Source organism: Pseudomonas syringae (assembly GCF_023278085.1).
In the GTDB taxonomy this organism is placed as follows: domain Bacteria; phylum Pseudomonadota; class Gammaproteobacteria; order Pseudomonadales; family Pseudomonadaceae; genus Aquipseudomonas; species Aquipseudomonas syringae_Q.
On the sequence record NZ_CP066265.1, the window covers coordinates 1,343,784 to 1,361,603 of the forward strand.

Below are 17,820 nucleotides of genomic sequence, written 5' to 3' on the forward strand. Positions count from 1 at the left end.
AATGATCAATACCCGGTCATCTCCAGATATCCGACCCCCGCCTGACTGCCGCTGAACTTCACCGGGCCTTCCCAGTAGGGAATGCTGGTGCCCATCCAGGCCTTGGGGTTCAGTGCTTCGGTGGTGATATCCAGGTTTCTGCCGGGAATCTTGATTGCCCAGCGGGTCGGCACCTGATGTTCGCCGATTGACGTCTCCTTGAGGGGTTCAAGGCTGACTTCGTTGGCGTGAAGCATTTTCGTGGTGCCATCGGCACTGATCCAGTTGCCGGTCAGGTAAGGTTCGCCACTCTTGTGGCGGATGCGATAGAGCATCAGGCGGTCGCCGTCTGCCAGTTGCAGGGAGAACCAGTCCCAGCCGCTCTGATTGGCGGTCAATGGCTGACTGCTCCATTCCCGGTCCAGCCAGGCGTTACCGGTGACCTGATGGGTTTTACCCTCGATTTCTATACTGCCTTTGGCCTCGAAGAAGGGCTGGCTGTAATAGTAGGAGGCCTGGCCTGCTTCGGATTTCTGGCTGTAGCCTTGATCACCTTGCAGCACCAGCGGTTTGCTGGACGTGAGGTGCAGGTCGTAGCGGAAATTCTGGCCGCTGGCTTTCAGCTGCATCGTGGCCAGCGGGTCGCCGGTCTGGGCGTTGCTGTTGAATGCCCAGTCGTCGATCCAGGCCGAGAAGGGCGCCTGTGTCACGTTGGCCTGCCCGATTCCGCCGCGAGCGTAGCGCTCTGCCACGTAATGGCCGCTGCCTGAAGTGGCCGCCGCATGGCCCAGCCAGATCGTGCCGTCATTCCAGCCGCTGCCGGGCTGTTTGCCAGGGCGCAGGGCGCTGCGGAACATGGTCCACTGCACACCGAATGGCTGGCCCGCGTCATCTTTCAGGGTGGCGGTGATGTACCACCACTCGATGCGAAAGCCAGGGTGCTGGCCGTGGTCTTCGGGGAATGAAAAGACCTTGCCCGGCGTGACCTGTGTGTAAGCATCGGCTGAATTGCCCAGCCCGGCGAAACCGCTTTCAGGCTGTGGTTTGTCATCGCAGCCCGCGAGCAGCAAGGCGACGGCCAGCGGCATCAGCCAGTTAATGTTCATTGGCGAAGGTCCTCAGTAAATCCGCCGGGCGACTGCGGTACAGCTTCAGCAGCGGCCAGGCCGAGGCCAGTAAAGTTGCCAGCATCGCCAGCGCCATGAGTTGCAGCAATTGCCGCGGGAACACCTGCAACGGCAGGCGCCAGCCAAAGGCCCGAACATTGATCACCGCATCCAGACACCACGCCAGCATCAGGCCCAACGGCAGCGCGAGTACCAGCGTCAGCACTGCCAGCAGCCAGGTCTGCCCCAGGTTGAGCAGCATCAGTTGCCGCCGCGTCACACCCAATGCCCACAGCGGCGCGAGCTGCCCGAGACGGCTTTGACTCTGAGTCAGCAGGCTGATGAACAACGCTACGCCAGCCACGCCCAGTGTCAGGCTGTTGAGGGCGGCAGTGGCGGCGAAGGTGCGCTCGAAGACCTGGCTCGACCAGCCCTTGAGCTGGCTCTGATCGATGATGTGGTTGTCGTCCAGCTTGAAGCGGTCTTGCAGGTGGGTCACCAAGGGCGTGATTGCCGCCTGATCAATCCTCAGATTGAAACGGACCGGCGTCAATTGCGGCCAGTGGGCGAGCAGGTGGTTCGAGTTGACCAGCAAATGGCCCTTGGGATTGCCATAGTCGGCGTAAATTCCGACGATACGCACCGCCCACTGGCCGCTGGGCACCGGGATGTTCAGCGTATCGTTCAGCCCCAGATCAAGACGACGCGCCATCTGTTCGCTGAGCATCACCGTGTCTTCATCGCGCAACAGATTCCACGGATCGCCTGAGACAGATTCAAGTAACTCCCAGTGCTGGCGATAGGTGCTGTGATCGATCACGCCAAACAGGTCGGCAGGCCAGCCCTGGATTTGCACCGGCACTTGCCAGTTGGGCAGCACTGCGCGGACATCTGCTTGCTGGCTCAGCCAGGTTTTCAGCGGTTCGGCCTGCGTCGGGTCTTGCGGGCTGACGTACAGCTCGGCAGTCAGGCGTTGTTCCAGCCAGCTGTTGAAGGTCCCCCGAAAGCCCGAGGTCATGCTGCCTGCGCCGATATTCGCAGCCATCGCCAGCAGCAGCGCCATCAGCGCCAGGCTCAAGGCTGGCAACTGTTGGCGGCAGTCAGCGACAAACCACTGCCCCAGCACCGAGCGGCTGCGCTTCAACAGGCCGCCGAGCATGGCATCCAGCAAGACTGGAAGACCCAGCGCAGCGCTGAGCAACAGGGCCGACATCATTACAAAACCCAGCATCAGCGTGGTGCCGAACAGCGAGGCTGCAAGAGCAACCAGCGCGCCGCTGGCGGCCACCCAGGCTTGCCGTCGCAGCCAGCGCGCATGAGCCTGTTGCCACGCCTGCGCATCGGCCAGCGCCAGCAATGGCAAGCGTGCCGCACGCAGCAGGCTGTTCGCACCGGCCAGCAACGCGCCAAGCAGGCTCAAGCCGATACCGCTCAGCCACCACCACAGGCTCAGGTTCAACTGGCCGGCGACCTCGGCCCCGTAAAGCCCGCGCAGGCTGGCCGCGACATCCGGCAGCAGCAGACTGGCCAGCAGGTAGCCGCTGACCACGCCGAAAATGCCGCCCAGCAGGGCCAGTGCGCCCAGCTCAACGCCCAGCGTGGTAATCAGCAAGCGGGCGCTGACCCCGCAGGCGCGCAGGTTGCGCAGCAGGCCGCGGCGCTGCTCCAGTGCCAGACCAATGGCCGCATGGACGATGAACAGACCGACGATAAATGACAGCACCCCGAGTGCGTTCAGATTCAGGTGAAAGCTTTCGGTCAGGCGCTCAAGGTTGTTCTCTTCGCCGCTTTTCTTGATGACCAGCAGGTTGTTCATTGCGGGCGGCAACGCTGGGCTCTGCTGCGCAAAATCTTTGCTCAGCAGCATTCTGGACAACTGCCCTGGCTGGCTGAGCAGCGGTTGCGCGAAGCCTATGTCGGTCAGCAGCACACCGGGTGCCATGTCGGCTTTGACGCGCAGCGGTGGCAGTGCCATACCGTTTTCGGTGAGCGGTTGCTGGCCTTCCTTCAGCCCCAGTGTTTGCAGCGTTTGCGGCGCAATCCAGGTCATGCCTGGCGGCGTGAGGAAGTCGACGATCTGATCCGGGCCCAGGGTTTGCCCGGCCAGTGCCGAGCCCGTCGGCAACGTCACCGGCTCGATGCCCATCAGTTGCAAGCGGCGATCTTCCAGCCCTTTGAGCACGATGCGCCCTTGCAGCATGGGCGAGACGGGCCAGCCGTTGCGGCGCAGCTCGATGAACAGGTCCTGAGAAAACAGCCCGCCGCTGGTGGCGGAAATGCTGGTTTGCGGTTCGCCGCCGATCAACTGGCTGGCCCGCTGATAACTCTCTCGCGCCTGACTGTTAAGCGCCTGTACGCCGGTCAGTAATGCGGTGGCCAGCCATAAGCCGGTCAACACGCTGAAAAACTGCACCGGATGGCGCCGCCAGTGGCTCAGCAGCGCGCGCAGGGTCCAGTAGAAAACCCGCATCTCAGCGTTCGCCTTCGGTTGCCAGCCGCCCATGATGCAGCACTACCTGGCGCGCCAGGCGTTCAGCAACCCGCGGACTGTGGGTGACCATCAACAGGCTGGTGGTGCTGTCTCCGAGCAGGTCCAGCAACAGTTGCAGCACTTCGTCGCTAGTGGCTTCGTCGAGGTTGCCAGTGGGTTCGTCGGCCAGCAGCAGACCGGGGCGTGATGCCAGGGCGCGACCGATGGCGACACGCTGTTGCTGGCCGCCGGACAGTTGTTCGGGGTAGCGATCCAGCAGATTGCCGAGGCCCAGTCGCTCGATCAATTGCGCCTGCCAGGCCGCGTCATAACGCCCGGCCAGCCGTGCCTGAAAGGCCAGATTGTCGGCGATCTTCAGACTGCCGATCAGGTTGAACTGCTGAAACACCAGGCCGATTTCGGTACGCCGCCAATTGGCCAGCTGGCTCTCGTTCATGAGGTCCAGACGCTGGCCCGCGACCTCGACAGTGCCGCCATCGACCTGGTCCAGCCCTGCGGCCAGGTGCAGCAAGGTACTCTTGCCACTGCCCGATTCACCCATCAGCGCCAGGCTCTCACCCTGCGCCAATTGCAGATCCACGCCGCGCAACACAGCCAGAGGGCCCTGTGCCGTGGTGTAGCTCTTGAATACGTTTCGCACTTGCAACATGAGTGGCCCAACTGTCCTGACTGAGGCTCAAGAGTAGCGCCTGAGCACGAGCGCGTCGCGGCTGGATGGTGATTGTTGTCGCGCAGAGCCTGACAACGGGAATCAAAAGCCCTGGCTATCGTGCGACGCAGAGCGTCGGGAACTGCATTCCCACGCTGGAGCGTAGGGAACGATAATCTCAACGATCGTGCGACGCTCTGCGTCGCCATGCCGCTCAGGACGCTCTGCGTCCTCTTGCGACGCAGAGCGTCGAGCACCGCATTCCCACTGGAGCGTAGGGAACGATGATCTCAACGATCGTGCGATGCTCTGCGTCGACTTGACCCGAGAACCCTAAGGCTACTTCCCGCCGCCGCGAATCAGACTGCGCAATGCAAACCGGTTGGGGTGGCACGCCTCGGCGACGCTGCGTGGCAAGGGCAAGGGTTCGTTGTCCAGCCAGGCGGCGATCAGTTCTGCGCACAGCGGGGCGGTTATCAGGCCGCGTGAGCCGTGGCCGCTGTTGACGTACAGTCCGTCCAGCCATGGGCAGGCAATATCCGGCACCTGACGCGCATCCTTGCTCAGTGCCGCATACGTCTGCACGAACCTATCGCGATCAGCCAGAGGGCCGACGATAGGCAGGTAATCCGGGCTGGTGCAGCGAAACGCCGCGCGACCTTGCAACTGCTCGTGCGGCAGGTCGGTGGCGTCAAGGCGCGCAGTCAGGTCTGCCGATATCTCCCGCAACAAGCCCAGATTGTCCAGGTGATCCGCCAGGTTCGGTGTCAAATCCGTGCTGTTGAAATCGAAACTGGCCCCCAGCGTGTGTTCGCCCAGCCGCGCAGGTGCCACATAACCCTCGGCACACACCACGCTACGCAATGCCGTACTGGCCTGAGTCTGCGGCAGGCGGGTGATTTGCCCACGAATACGTTTGAGCGGCAACTCCGCGCTCTGCGAAAACTGCTTGATATCAGCCGCCCCGGCCAGCACCACGACAGATGCGCTGTCGATCAGTTGCTCGCCACCCCAAACCTGCCATTGATCATCGACACGTCTCAGCTCCAGCGCCTGACGATGAGTGATCAGGCGGATATTCGGGTGCGCCGCCTGTGCGTGACACAGCGCAGGCGGATGAACCCAGCCGCCTTCAGGGTAAAACAGCCCGCCACTGTTGAGCGCGATGCCGCTGCGCGCTTCAGCCTGGGGCTGATCCAGCAGGTGCAGCAGGGTGTCCGGGAAGGCTTCGGCCAATTGCTTCTGGCGCAGCGCTTCCTTGTCGTCGAAGGTCAATTGCAGCACGCCGCAAGCGTCCCAGTCGACGCCTCTCTGCAAGCGCTCAAGCAGCCTGCGCGTGTAACCAAAACCACTGAGGATCAGCTGTGACAACGTGGTGCCATGTGCCGACAGTTTCAGGTACAGCACGCCTTGCGGATTGCCCGACGCTTCCTGTGCCGGTGCCGCATGGCGCTCCAGCAGGCTGACGTGCCAGCCACGTTGCGCCAGGCTCTCTGCGGTGGCGCACCCGGCCAGTCCGGCACCGATCACCAGCGCCTTGCGTTCGCCTGTGTGCGGCGCGGGGCGGGCGAACCAGGGCTTGGCGGCAGACGCCGTTGTCACGCCTTCGGGCCAGGCGATGAAAGCGCCGCGTAGCACCTCCCATTTATGGCCGATACCCGGCACCCGCTTCATCTTGAAACCGGCCGCGTTCAGCGAGCGCCGCACCCAACCCGTGCTGGTGAACGTGCCAATGGTGGTGGCCGATGTAGACAGCCGCGCCAGTTCGGCAAACAGCTCCGGGGTCCACATCTCCGGGTTTTTCGCCGGCGCGAAGCCGTCGAGAAACCACGCATCAATTTGCCCGTCCAGTTGCGGCAACATCTGCAAGGCGTCGCCAACCAGCAGCGTGAGGGTGACCCGGCCGTCGTCGAACACCAGACGCTGAAAGCCTTCATGCACCGCAACGTACTGGTCGAGCAGTGGCTGCGCGAATGTCGACAGCTCTGGCCACAGCGCAAGGGCACGTTGCAGATCAGCGCGGCTCAGCGGGTATTTTTCGACGCTGACGAAATGCAGGCGCGCACCAGCAGGCGCGCACGCTTCAAACAACTGCCAAGCACACAGAAAATTCAGCCCGGTGCCGAAGCCTGTCTCGCCAATGATCAGCCGCCCGCCAACCGGCAACTCGGTGAAACGACGGTGCAAGTCGTTTTGCACCAGAAACACGTGGCGTGTCTCGTCCAGGCCGGACTCGGTGGAAAAGTACACATCGGAAAAGTCGCGGGAACGCGGATTGCCGTGTTCGTCCCAGTCGATCTGGGCGTGGCGGGTAATGGTCATGTCGGGCTCAGCGGAGGCAGTGGCAGCATTTTAGCCGTCTGCGCCGATAAAAGTGCTATCAAGGATGTGTGGATTGACCGATACCGCTAATCAACGGTCACACTTTCCATCAGGCGTTCTCCGAGCCCACATCAACCAGGAGCTGTGCATGTTTGAATCTGCTGAAATCGGTCATGCCATTGACGACGATACCTATGAGGCAGCCTTGCCCGAACTGCGTGAAGCGTTGCTGGAAGCACAGATAGACCTGCACGAGCAGGCAGGTCGGCAGATCATCGTGCTGATCAACGGCATAGAAGGCGCGGGCAAGGGCGAGACCGTCAAACTGCTCAGCGAATGGATGGACCCGCGCTTGATCGAAGTGCGCACCTTCGATCAGCAAACCGACGAAGAGCTCGCACATCCGCCTGCCTGGCGTTACTGGCGACAATTGCCCGCCAAGGGTCGCATGGGGATTTTCTTCGGTAACTGGTATAGCCAGATGCTGCAGGATCGCGTGCATGGTCGTTACAAGGACGCCGTGCTGGATCAGGCCATCAGCGGCGCCGAGCGCCTGGAAAAGATGCTCTGTGATGAGGGCGCGCTGATCTTCAAGTTCTGGTTTCACCTGTCCAAGAAGCAGATGAAGCGGCGCCTCAAGACCCTCAAGGACGACCCGCTGCACAGCTGGCGTATCAGCCCGCTGGACTGGCAGCAGTCCAGGACCTACGACAAGTTCGTACGCTTCGGTGAGCGGGTGTTGCGCCGCACCAGTCGCGAGTACGCGCCCTGGCATGTGATCGAAGGGGTGGACGCCAACTATCGCAGCCTGACGGTCGGTCGCCTGCTGCTGGAAGGCATGCAGGCCGCGCTCAACAAACCCGAGCCCGTGCCCAGCGCGCTGACGGTCGGGCCGCTGGCGATCCATAGTGATGAACGCACCTTGCTGGACAGTCTCGATCTGAGCCTGAACCTGGATAAGGACGACTATCAGCAACAACTGATCACCGAACAGGCGCGGCTGGCTGGCCACATGCGCGACAAACGCATGAAAAGCCACGCACTGGTGGCGGTATTCGAAGGCAATGACGCCGCCGGCAAAGGCGGGGCGATCCGACGCGTTGCGGCGGCGCTGGACCCACGCCAGTACTCAATCGTGCCGATCGCTGCGCCGACTCAGGATGAGCGCGCGCAACCTTATCTGTGGCGTTTCTGGCGACAGATACCGGCGCGTGGCAAATTCACCGTCTTCGACCGTTCCTGGTATGGCCGGGTGTTGGTGGAGCGGGTCGAGGGGTTTTGCAGTGAGTCCGACTGGAAACGCGCCTACGCTGAAATCAATGACTTTGAAGAACAGCTCACCGACGCGGGCGTGGTGGTCGTCAAGTTCTGGCTGGCGATTGATCAGCAGACCCAGCTGGAGCGTTTCCAGGAGCGCGAAAAAATCCCGTTCAAACGCTACAAGATCACCGAAGACGATTGGCGCAACCGCAAGAAATGGCCTGATTATCGTCAGGCGGTGGGCGACATGGTGGATCGCACCAGCACCGAGATCGCACCCTGGACGCTGATCGAGGCCAATGACAAGCGCTGGGCTCGGGTCAAAGTACTGCGCACCCTAAACGAAGCGCTGGAAGCCGCGTTCGCCAGGGACAAGAAGAAGTGATGATGTGAACGTCGTGGTTGCGTCGGCCCAGGTCGGCGCAGCCCGGTTTTACTCGCCTGACGAGCCCCTCGTTTTCTGCCTGAGGATGTAGACCGTCACCAGCACTGCGCTGGTCAGCATGAACGCACGCGCCCAGTTCGAGGGCACCAGATAGCATGAAAAGCCGATGCTGACCCACATCAGGCCAATGGCGTAGACCTTGCCCTTGAGCGGAATGCCGTTGCCTTCAAGATAATCACGAATCCACGGGCCAAGCTGCCGATGATTGATCAGCCATTGGTAAAAGCGCGGAGAACTGCGGGCGAAGCAGGCTGCTGCCAGCAGGAGAAAGGGCGTGGTGGGCAGCACCGGCAGGAAAATACCGATAACTCCCAGCACCACGCTCACCCAGCCGACGGCCATAAGCAGGTAGCGCACCCACCAATGGCGGCTGGTGCGCGCTGAGTCTTGCGCCATAGGCGCCGACTCAGTGGTGGCGAGGCTTGAGGATCGCCGGTTTTTCGTCCGGTGCCTGGCACAGCAGATACAGCGCGGTCAGCGCTTCAGGGATCTGCACGATCATGTCGTCCATCAGGTTGGCGTCCTGAGCGATGTCAGAAAATTCCGGTTGCTCGTCGAACAGGCCCGAACCGACCATGATCGGCAACAGCATCTCGCTGACTTCTTCCTCGGCACTTTCGAACCAGGCGTTTTCACGCAGGAACACGCCTTCCATGAAGCCGATGCACCAGCCGCGCAGGTCCGAATCATCCGGGTCGTCGCCCAGGTCCAGGTCGCAGGGCAGGTCAAACTCTTCGTCCGACGCCAGCTGGCGGGCAATGTGCGCCTTGAGTGCAACCAGAGTCGCTTCGACTTCTGTCTGCTGCTCTTCGCTGGAGTAATGCGGCGGCTCGGAGAACAGGGCGTCGATCCACTCGCGCTCCGGTACTTCTTCAGCGCAAATGGACAGGGCGGTCAGGTAGCCATGCGCGGCCACGTAGTCCAGTGCTTCGTCGTGCAGTTCATCTGCATCGAGGAAGACTTGCAGGCGGGTTAATTGCTCAGCGAAGGACATGGAGGCACTACCTTGGAAATAAACGATGCTGAATTCTAGGCCCTGCGCGGCCAAGGCGCCAGCACGCAGGCCAATTGCAGTTAATTTCGACCACTCATGTCCCAGCCATCCATTGCTCCCGAGCGCTCGGGTATACTCCTGCGTTTTGCAGTGCAGCAGGATATTCCGGGGTTTTTATGCTTGAGCAGGCACAACGCGTACTTAAAGACATCTTCGGCTATGACAGCTTTCGTGGTCGCCAGGGTGCCATTATTGAGCGTGTAGCCAACGGCGGCGACGCGCTGGTGCTGATGCCTACCGGCGGTGGCAAATCCCTGTGTTTTCAGGTGCCCGGCCTGTTGCGTGACGGCCTGTGCGTAGTCGTTTCGCCGCTTATCGCACTGATGGACGATCAGGTCGCCACCCTCGACGAACTGGGCGTTTCTGCTGCGGCCCTCAACTCGACGCTCAACGCCGAGCAGCAGCGCGAGCTGGCCAACCGGATTCGTCTGGGCGAAGTGAAAATGCTTTACCTCGCTCCGGAGCGGCTGGTCCAGCCGCGCATGCTGTCCTTTCTGCAGAACCTGAAAATCGCCCTGTTTGCCATCGACGAAGCGCACTGCGTATCGCAATGGGGCCATGACTTCCGCCCGGAATACCTGCAACTGGGGCAACTGGCCGAACTGTTTCCGGATGTGCCGCGCATCGCGCTGACCGCCACCGCCGACAAGCGCACCCGGGAAGAAATTGTCACGCGTCTGCATTTGCAGAACGCCGAGCGCTTTCTGTCCAGTTTCGACCGGCCGAATATCTTCTATCGCATCGTGCCCAAGGAACAGCCGCGCAAACAACTGCTGGCGTTCCTCTCGGAGCGGCGTAGCGACGCCGGAATCGTCTACTGCCTGTCGCGCAAGAAAGTCGATGAAGTGGCGGTGTTTCTCAGCGAAAACGGTTACCCCGCGTTGCCTTACCACGCAGGCTTACCCTCGGAAACCCGCGCCGCCAACCAGAAGCGCTTTCTTAATGAAGAAGGCCTGATCATGGTGGCGACCATCGCCTTCGGCATGGGCATCGACAAACCCAACGTGCGCTTTGTTGCGCACATGGACCTGCCCAAATCGCTTGAGGCCTACTATCAGGAAACCGGCCGGGCAGGGCGCGACGGTCTGCCGGCCGATGCCTGGATGGCCTACGGTCTGCAAGACGTGCTGATGCTCAAACAGATGTTGCAGAACTCCGAAGGTGACGAGCGACACAAGCGCCTGGAACAGCACAAGCTCGATGCCATGCTGGCGCTGTGTGAAGAAACCCGCTGCCGCCGTCAGACCCTGCTGGCCTATTTCGACGAAGACATGCCCAACCCGTGCGGCCATTGCGACAACTGCGTCGATGGCGTGCAGACCTGGGACGCCACCGAACCCGCGCGTCAGGCGCTGTCAGCCATCTACCGTACCGGTCAGCGTTACGGCGTCGGTCATCTGGTGGATGTGCTGCTCGGCAAGTCCAACGACAAAGTGGAAAGCTTCGGTCACCAGCACCTTTCAGTGTTCGGGGTGGGCAAGGCGCGTGCCGAATCCGAATGGCGCTCGCTGTTCCGCCAATTGGTGGCACGCGGCCTGGCGGACATCGACCTTGAAGGCTACGGCGGCCTGCGCCTGAGCGACACCTGCCGGCCGCTGCTGCGTGGCGAGGTTACGCTGGAACTGCGCCGTGATCTCAAACCACAAACCACTTCAAGAAGCAGCTCCGGCAGCCCGGCCAGCCAGCTGGTGCGTGGCGAAGAGCGCGAGCAATGGGAAGCGCTGCGAACCCTGCGGCGCAAACTGGCCGAAGAGCATGCGGTACCGCCCTATGTCATTTTCCCGGACTCGACCCTGCTGGAGATGCTGCGCAGCAAACCGGGTTCGATGGCCGAGATGGCCAAAGTGGGTGGCGTCGGCGCGCGCAAGCTGGAGCGTTATGGCGAAGCCTTCCTCGAAGTGCTCAGCGGCAAGGCCGAAGCGCCGCGCGTGGTGGCCGACATTCGTCACGAGTTGATCAGCCTGGCGCGTGCAGGCATGACCCCGGCGCAGATCGCAGGGCAATTACAGTGTTCGGAGAAGAACGTTTATACCCTGCTGGCCGAGGCGATCGGCAAGCAGCAGTTGTCGATCGAGCAGGCGCTCGATCTGCCGGAAGACCTGTTGGGCGAGGTGCAGGATGCCTTTCTCGACGGCGAAGGCGAACTGCCGCCGGTAGCGGCTATTGCCGAGCAATTTGCCGGGCGGGTTCCGGAAGGCGTGCTGTATTGCGTGCGTGCTGCACTGCAATCCGAATTTGAGGTATAACGACCGGCGACGAAACGTCACCGTTCCTTGCTTGCCTGAACATAAGGACCTTGCTTAGCTCGCTATTAATTAGTTTTTATCACGAGTTTCCTTATGCCACTGACTGAAGACCACCGTTTCGGGATGCAACTCGGACATTTGACCCGCGGCTGGCGCGCCGAGCTGGACCGCCGACTGGCAGGCCTCGGTCTTTCGCAGGCTCGCTGGCTGGTGCTGTTGCACCTTGCGCGCTTCTTCAACGAACCGCCTACCCAGCGCGAGCTTGCGCAAAGTGTCGGGGTAGAAGGGCCGACGCTGGCCCGGCTGCTCGACAGCCTTGAAGCTCAGGGGCTGGTGCAGCGCATAGCGGTCGCCGAAGATCGGCGCGCCAAGAAAATCCTGCTCTGCGATACGGCGCTGCCCCTGATCGAAAAGATCGAAACCATCGCCAACGTCTTGCGCAAAGAGCTATTTGAGGGAGTGAGCGAGGAAGACCTGCTCGTCAGCATGCGTGTGCATTCACAGCTTCTGGCCAATCTGGAAAGATCCTGAGACGAAGCAGCGAGTTCTCAACCATACTCTGGCGACGGATACTGACGTCCATCTGATTACGTGAGAAGCCTGCGGTGGTTTCCATAAGGGTTTGCATGCTCAAGAATTCCATGGCTGCCTTAGAAGGTGCAGGCCGCACGGCGCGCAACGTGTTTTGCAAAAGCGCCATGGCGATCTCGCTGCTGACCTGTTCCACCTTCGCCTCTGCGCTGGGGCTGGGCGAAATCAGCCTGCATTCGGCGCTCAACCAGCCGCTGAACGCCGAGATCGAATTGCTGGAGACCGGCGGCCTGAGCGGCGAAGACATCGTCGCCAGGCTCGCGTCGCCCGAGGCATTCGCCAAAGCCGGCATCGAACGCGTGTTCTTCCTCAATGACCTGCGCTTCACGCCAGTGCTGCGTGGTGATCGTGGCGTGATTCGGGTGGTGTCCAGCAAGCCGGTCACAGAACCCTATCTGAGCTTCCTCGTCCAGCTGGCGCGTCCGAACGGCGACCTGCTGCATGAGTACACCGTGCTGCTCGATCCTGCCACTTCACCTCAGGGCCTGGCCGCGACTCGCAGCCGCAATCAGCCGCGCTCGGCAACTTCGGCGTCAGAAAGCCGTATGCCGGTTGCGCCACCGGCAGCGGTGCAAGGCAAGCATTACACGGTCGTCAGTGGCGACACACTGAATGGCATCGCCAGCCGTCTGCAGGGGCCGGGCAACAAGGTGTCGGCGAGCCAGCTGGCGGATGGCATCCGCTTGCTCAATCCCCAGGTATTCGCGGGCGGCGCCAGCAGCGGGCTCAAAGTTGGCCAGGACCTGCTGCTGCCGGACTCGGCAGTAGTGCCTGTCGCGACCAACGCTGCTGCATCTGCTGCCGCGCCTGCATCAACGCCAACGCCGCCTGCCGAGTTGCAGCGCACGGCTGATCAGCTCTCAACGGCGGCGATTGAAAACCAGCAACTGACCCAGTCGCTGGAAGCGCTCAAAGCTCAGGCTCAAGAGATGCAGGAGCAGATGAGTGGCAAGGACAAGCAGATCATCGCCTTGCGCAGTGACCTTGCCCTGGCGCAATCCGCCGCACGGCCTGTTGCAGCACCCGCTAATCCGCCAGCAGCGCCGCTGGCCCCCGTACAGACGCCGGTCGCTACTGCAACGAGCGAGCCGTTTATCAGTGTGCCGATTCTGCTCGCTGTATTACTGATCGTGGCGTTGCTGTTGGCGCTGGTCTATTCGAAGCGTCGTCAGCGCAAACTGGCTGTTGCACCTGCGGCCGTACCGGACGAACCGTTGATCAAGCCTGCGCAGGCCGCCATGCACCCGGTCTTCGAAGTGCCTGCCGTTGCGCCGCCGCAGCCGTCATCTTCGCCTGCAGCGATCAAGAGCCCTACGCCGCAACGTCCGGCCGGGGCTGCACCGGATGCGCTGGACGGCGTCAGCATCTACATCGCCTACGGGCGTTTCAGCGAGGCCATGGGCATTTTGCGCAGCGCTTTGGAGAAACAGCCGGAGCGCGATGACATTCGTATCAGGCTGCTGGAACTGCTGGCGGAGCAGGGCGATGGCGTTGGTTTTGTCCGGGAAGAACGCGCGGCGCTGGAGCACGGCGTCGACCCGCAGACCATTCAGGACATCCGTGATCGCTTCCCGCAACTCAAGGCTGCCGACGTTGCCCCTGCCCCTGCTGCCGCGAGTATTCCGGTGGCAGCGGTCGCGGCGGCCAGTGCGCTGTCTATCGATAAAGATGAGACTGTTTTGCAGGCCGATCTTCAGCCCGAGCCTGCCGCGCAGCTTGATGAGTCTGCCGCTGCAGCCCTTAATCCCCAGCACGCCGATGAGTTCCAGCTGAACCTTGATGACCTGTCGATGGATGCCGACTGGGACCTGGTCGATCCGTTCGACAGCCCGCCGCCGCGCAGCAAACCCGTCGTCGAGACCCCGCCTGCCGAAGTGGACCCCGGTTTCTCTTCGGACCTGACCCGACTGCCGGAAGTTTTCGAGCTGTCTGAAGAGCAGTTCCTCAGTGACTTCTCCGAGCCCGATGTCGTTGAGCCTGTTGAAGTTGTCGCACCTTCGGCGGCCGATGACCTGAGCGATGAGTTCCTCGACAGCTTCATGAACGACGATTCGGATTTCGATCTGCTCGACCTTGAAGAACCGCCTCTGAGTCAGATCAATCAGGCTCAGGTGCTGATCGAAGACGGGCAAATCGAGTCGGCTCGCGAACTTCTGCAACAGGTCATCGACGAGTCCGACGAAGAGCATCGCCGCATGGCGCGTGAGCTGTTGGCACGGATCAGTTGAAATTCAACTGACTCTCGTGCCAATGCTCCGCGTTGGCATGCAGTTCGTGACGCTCTGCGTCACCTCTTCACCCGCATATATGGCGTGTTCTTATCCGTGTCAGCCAATTATTGTCGGACAACTTTCGCCTGTTCCTACAAGTAAACCGCTCAATAGGCTGTTACTGGAAATACGCCATGTGTAACGGCGAAAATGTTATTACGTGCAATTAAATAGCCACTATCAAAAGCAATATAACATTCGCTATTTAGTCAATAAACCCAATGGATTCAATCGGATATCACTGAAAAATATAGTCAGCAATGCGTTATCTGTATATTTGAAGCTCTGTATCAAAAGTGAAATAAATCTGTTGCCAAGTATGTAACTGCGGATTATGTTCTGGTCTCGCTCAATCATGAGCCGACCATTAACAGGTGTGCAGGGATGCAAAAGTCGAAGTGCGTTGGTGCTGTTCGTTATTCGTTCAAGCCTGTAGCAACTGGCGCCCTGTGCGCCCTGTCTTTTTCATTTGGTTGCCCGGCCTATGCCGATTATGTCGAGCAGGGCAGGTTGGGGGATGCCGCCAGTTGGCGCTCTGCGGAATTCCAGAGTGACTGGGGCCTGGGCCGTATTCAGGCTGATCAGGCCTACGCCGCAGGCATCACCGGTGCCGGCGTCAAGATCGGCGCACTGGACTCGGGTTTCGATCCGTCTCACCCGGAAGCCACTCCATCCCGCTATCACGCCGTCACCGCCAACGGCACTTACGTCGATGGCTCGCCGTTCAGCATCACTGGCGCGATCAACCCGAACAACGACACTCACGGCACTCACGTCACCGGCACCCTGGGCGCGGCGCGGGATGGCGTTGGCATGCACGGTGTGGCGTACAACGCACAAATCTACGTCGGCAACACCAACCAGAACGACAGCTTTCTGTTCGGCCCTAACCCCGATCCACAGTATTTCAAAGCGGTGTACGGCGCACTGGCCGATGCCGGCGTGCGTGCCATCAACAACAGCTGGGGCAGCCAGCCTTCCGACGTGACCTACGCCACCGAAGCGGGCGTGCGGGCCGCCTATGCCCAGCATTACAACCGTGGCACCTGGCTGGACGAAGCAGCCAACGTATCCCGCAAGGGCGTGATCAACGTGTTCAGTGCGGGTAATACCGGCTACGCCAACGCCAGCGTGCGGGCTTCGCTGCCTTTTTTCGAGCCGGATCTCGAAGGCCACTGGCTGGCCGTGTCGGGCCTCGACAGCAGCAACGGTCAACGCTACAACCAGTGCGGCCTTTCCAAGTACTGGTGCATCACCATGCCCGGTCGGCTGATCAACAGCACGGCGCCCGGCGGCGGTTATTCGATCAAGTCCGGCACCTCGATGTCGGCACCGCACGCCACTGGCGCACTGGCGCTGGTGATGGAACGCTTCCCGTACATGAACAACGAGCAGGCGCTGCAAGTGCTGCTGACCACTGCCACTCAGCTCGACGGCTCGGTCACTCAGGCACCGACCAACAGCGTCGGCTGGGGCGTGGCCAATCTGGAGCGAGCGATGCGTGGGCCGGGACAATTGCTTGGCACCTTCGACGCCAACCTCGGCGCAGGCCTGACCGATACATGGAGCAATAACATTGCTGATCAGGCGCTGATCCAGCGTCAGGCCGAAGACGCCGCCGAGCAGGCAACCTGGCAGCAAACGCTGATCAGCAAAGGCTGGCAGAACGGCGTCGCCAGTAGCGCCAGTCAGCAGGATCAGGCCGACTACGCGACAGGTACAGCCCGCGCTGCCGCCGCTGCACAGCGCCAATACCAAGGCAGCCTGATCAAATCCGGAGCCGGCCGGCTGATTCTGGACGGTGCCAACACCTATCGCGGTGACACGCTGGTCAATGGCGGGCTGCTGTCAGTCAACGGCTCGCTGGTCTCGGCCGTGCAAGTCAACGCTGGCGGCACGTTGGGTGGCAACGGCCAGATTGGCGGGCTGACTGCGCGCAGCGGCGGTGTTGTTGCGCCGGGTAACTCCATCGGCACCTTGCAGGTCAACGGCGACGTCACCCTTGAGCCGGGTTCGACCTATGCTGTCGAGCTTTCGCCGACCGCCAGCGACCGCATCATCGCCACCGGCAGCGCCACTGTGTCGGGCGCAAACATGGCACTGGCGCTGGACAACACGCCGGTTGCCTTGAACTCAGCGCCGATTCAAAGCGTAGTAGGGCGCCAGTACAACGTGTTGCAGGCCGCTAATGGCGTTAACGGCCAGTTCGGCAGCGTGACGTCGAACTACGCCTTTCTGGGTGGTCGACTCGATTACGCAGCCACCGGCGTCGCACTGAATATCGAGCAAACAACGGCCTTCAGCAGCGTGGCGCAAACCCCTAACCAGGCCGCCGTGGCGACTGCCGCCGAACAGCTCGGCGCAGGCAACGCAGTCTACGAAAACCTGTTGCTCACGCAGAGCGCAGCAGTTGCCCGCGCCAATTTTCAGCAACTCTCTGGCGAGATTTACCCGGCCATCGGCAGTGTGCTGATCAACGACAGTCGTCAGGTACGTGATGCGGTCAGTGAACGTCTTGGCACCAGCGTGTTTGGCAGCGATGCCAACACCGCCGCACAAGACAACGTCTGGCTCAAAGCCTTGGGTGCCTGGGGCAAGACCGATTCGGGGGACGACACCGCCGGATACACCACCTCGATAGGCGGCCTGCTGGCGGGTGTCGATGGCAACCTTGCCGACGACACGCGCTTGGGTGTCGTCGCTGGCTACAGCGACAGCTCGCTGAACATGGGCTCCGGCACGCATTCGCGAGCGTCGGTGGACAGCTACCACCTGGGCGCTTATGTCGGCCACGAAATTGGTGCGCTGCGCCTGACCCTCGGCGGCGCACACAGCTGGCATCGCATCGACGCCCAGCGTGACGTGCAGGTCGGCGGCGCCAGCGGCAAGGAAAAAACCAAACACGATGCCCAGAGCACCCAGGTGTTCACCGAAGCGGCCTATCGCATCCGCTTGCAGCCCGCGACCCTTGAGCCGTTCGCCAACCTGGCCTACGTTCACCTGAACACCGATGGCTTCACCGAGAAGGGCGATGCAGCGGCGCTGTCTGCCGGGAGCGATAACCGTGACGCTGTGCTGAGTACCCTCGGCGTGCGGGCGTTAAAAACCATCGCGATCAGCGAGCGGCAGAAAGTCGACTTGTCCGGCAGCCTCGGCTGGCAGCACAACCTGAGCAACACCGATTCCGAACAGCATCTGGCATTCGCGTCTGGCGGCAGCAGCTTCGGCATCGAAAGCTCCCCGCTGGTCCGCGACGCCGCGCTGGTGGGCGCTCACGCCAGCATCGCGCTGAGCAAAGACGCCCGAGTCAGTCTGGATTACAGCGGCGAACTGGCCAGCCGTGAAAAAAGCCACGGTGTCGGCCTGAGCCTTAACTGGCAGTTCTAAGCAGCCTTTAACCCAACCCC

Annotated in this window: 11 protein-coding genes; 5 read left to right on the forward strand and 6 right to left on the reverse strand. The window is 61.5% G+C overall.

Annotation, left to right across the window (positions count from 1 at the left end; genetic code table 11):
- Nucleotides 1-5: 5 nt before the first annotated feature.
- The 4 genes from I9H07_RS06115 to mnmC form a co-directional block, all read right to left on the reverse strand.
- Nucleotides 6-1,085 carry a lipocalin-like domain-containing protein gene (locus I9H07_RS06115; RefSeq protein ID WP_024672259.1) on the reverse strand — a complete coding sequence of 360 codons (1,080 nt, stop codon included), beginning with the start codon at nt 1,083-1,085 and terminating at the stop codon, nt 6-8.
- Nucleotides 1,075-3,555: an ABC transporter permease gene (locus I9H07_RS06120; protein ID WP_058823921.1), complete on the reverse strand. Its 2,481-nt coding sequence runs from the start codon at nt 3,553-3,555 to the stop codon at nt 1,075-1,077. The genes I9H07_RS06115 and I9H07_RS06120 overlap by 11 nt, the downstream gene beginning before the upstream one ends.
- A gap of 1 nt (nt 3,556) precedes the next feature.
- Complete coding sequence (locus I9H07_RS06125; RefSeq protein WP_024672257.1) at nt 3,557-4,225, reverse strand: ABC transporter ATP-binding protein; 669 nt, start codon at nt 4,223-4,225, stop codon at nt 3,557-3,559.
- A gap of 339 nt (nt 4,226-4,564) precedes the next feature.
- Nucleotides 4,565-6,547 (reverse strand): bifunctional tRNA (5-methylaminomethyl-2-thiouridine)(34)-methyltransferase MnmD/FAD-dependent 5-carboxymethylaminomethyl-2-thiouridine(34) oxidoreductase MnmC, encoded by a 1,983-nt coding sequence (gene mnmC, locus I9H07_RS06130; protein WP_236423634.1) that lies wholly within the window; start codon nt 6,545-6,547, stop codon nt 4,565-4,567.
- A gap of 148 nt (nt 6,548-6,695) precedes the next feature.
- Here mnmC and pap point away from each other — a divergent pair, with 148 nt between their 5' ends.
- On the forward strand, nt 6,696-8,192 hold the full coding sequence (gene pap, locus I9H07_RS06135; protein WP_024672358.1) for a polyphosphate:AMP phosphotransferase: 1,497 nt from the start codon (nt 6,696-6,698) through the stop codon (nt 8,190-8,192).
- 48 nt (nt 8,193-8,240) lie between these two features.
- On the opposite strand, the gene I9H07_RS06140 is transcribed toward pap, so the two are convergent.
- Nucleotides 8,241-8,648 (reverse strand): YbaN family protein, encoded by a 408-nt coding sequence (locus I9H07_RS06140; RefSeq protein ID WP_236423632.1) that lies wholly within the window; start codon nt 8,646-8,648, stop codon nt 8,241-8,243.
- Nucleotides 8,649-8,658: 10 nt separating this feature from the next.
- Entirely contained in the window at nt 8,659-9,246 is a 588-nt protein-coding gene (locus I9H07_RS06145; RefSeq protein WP_024672360.1) for a YecA family protein, read from the reverse strand.
- Nucleotides 9,247-9,422: 176 nt separating this feature from the next.
- Between I9H07_RS06145 and recQ the strand changes: the two genes are divergently transcribed.
- The 4 genes from recQ to I9H07_RS06165 all read left to right on the forward strand — a co-directional run bounded on the left by recQ (nt 9,423) and on the right by I9H07_RS06165 (nt 17,800).
- The gene (gene recQ, locus I9H07_RS06150; protein WP_024672361.1) at nt 9,423-11,552 is read left to right on the forward strand and encodes a DNA helicase RecQ; all 2,130 of its coding nucleotides are present in this window, start codon (nt 9,423-9,425) and stop codon (nt 11,550-11,552) included.
- A gap of 93 nt (nt 11,553-11,645) precedes the next feature.
- Nucleotides 11,646-12,083, forward strand: a complete 438-nt coding sequence (locus I9H07_RS06155; RefSeq protein WP_024672362.1) for a MarR family transcriptional regulator — start codon at nt 11,646-11,648, stop codon at nt 12,081-12,083.
- Between the two features lie 95 nt (nt 12,084-12,178).
- Complete coding sequence (locus tag I9H07_RS06160; RefSeq protein ID WP_236423630.1) at nt 12,179-14,371, forward strand: FimV/HubP family polar landmark protein; 2,193 nt, start codon at nt 12,179-12,181, stop codon at nt 14,369-14,371.
- A 426-nt stretch (nt 14,372-14,797) separates the two neighbouring features.
- The gene (locus tag I9H07_RS06165) at nt 14,798-17,800 is read left to right on the forward strand and encodes an autotransporter serine protease (RefSeq protein WP_236423611.1); all 3,003 of its coding nucleotides are present in this window, start codon (nt 14,798-14,800) and stop codon (nt 17,798-17,800) included.
- Nucleotides 17,801-17,820: the final 20 nt, after the last annotated feature.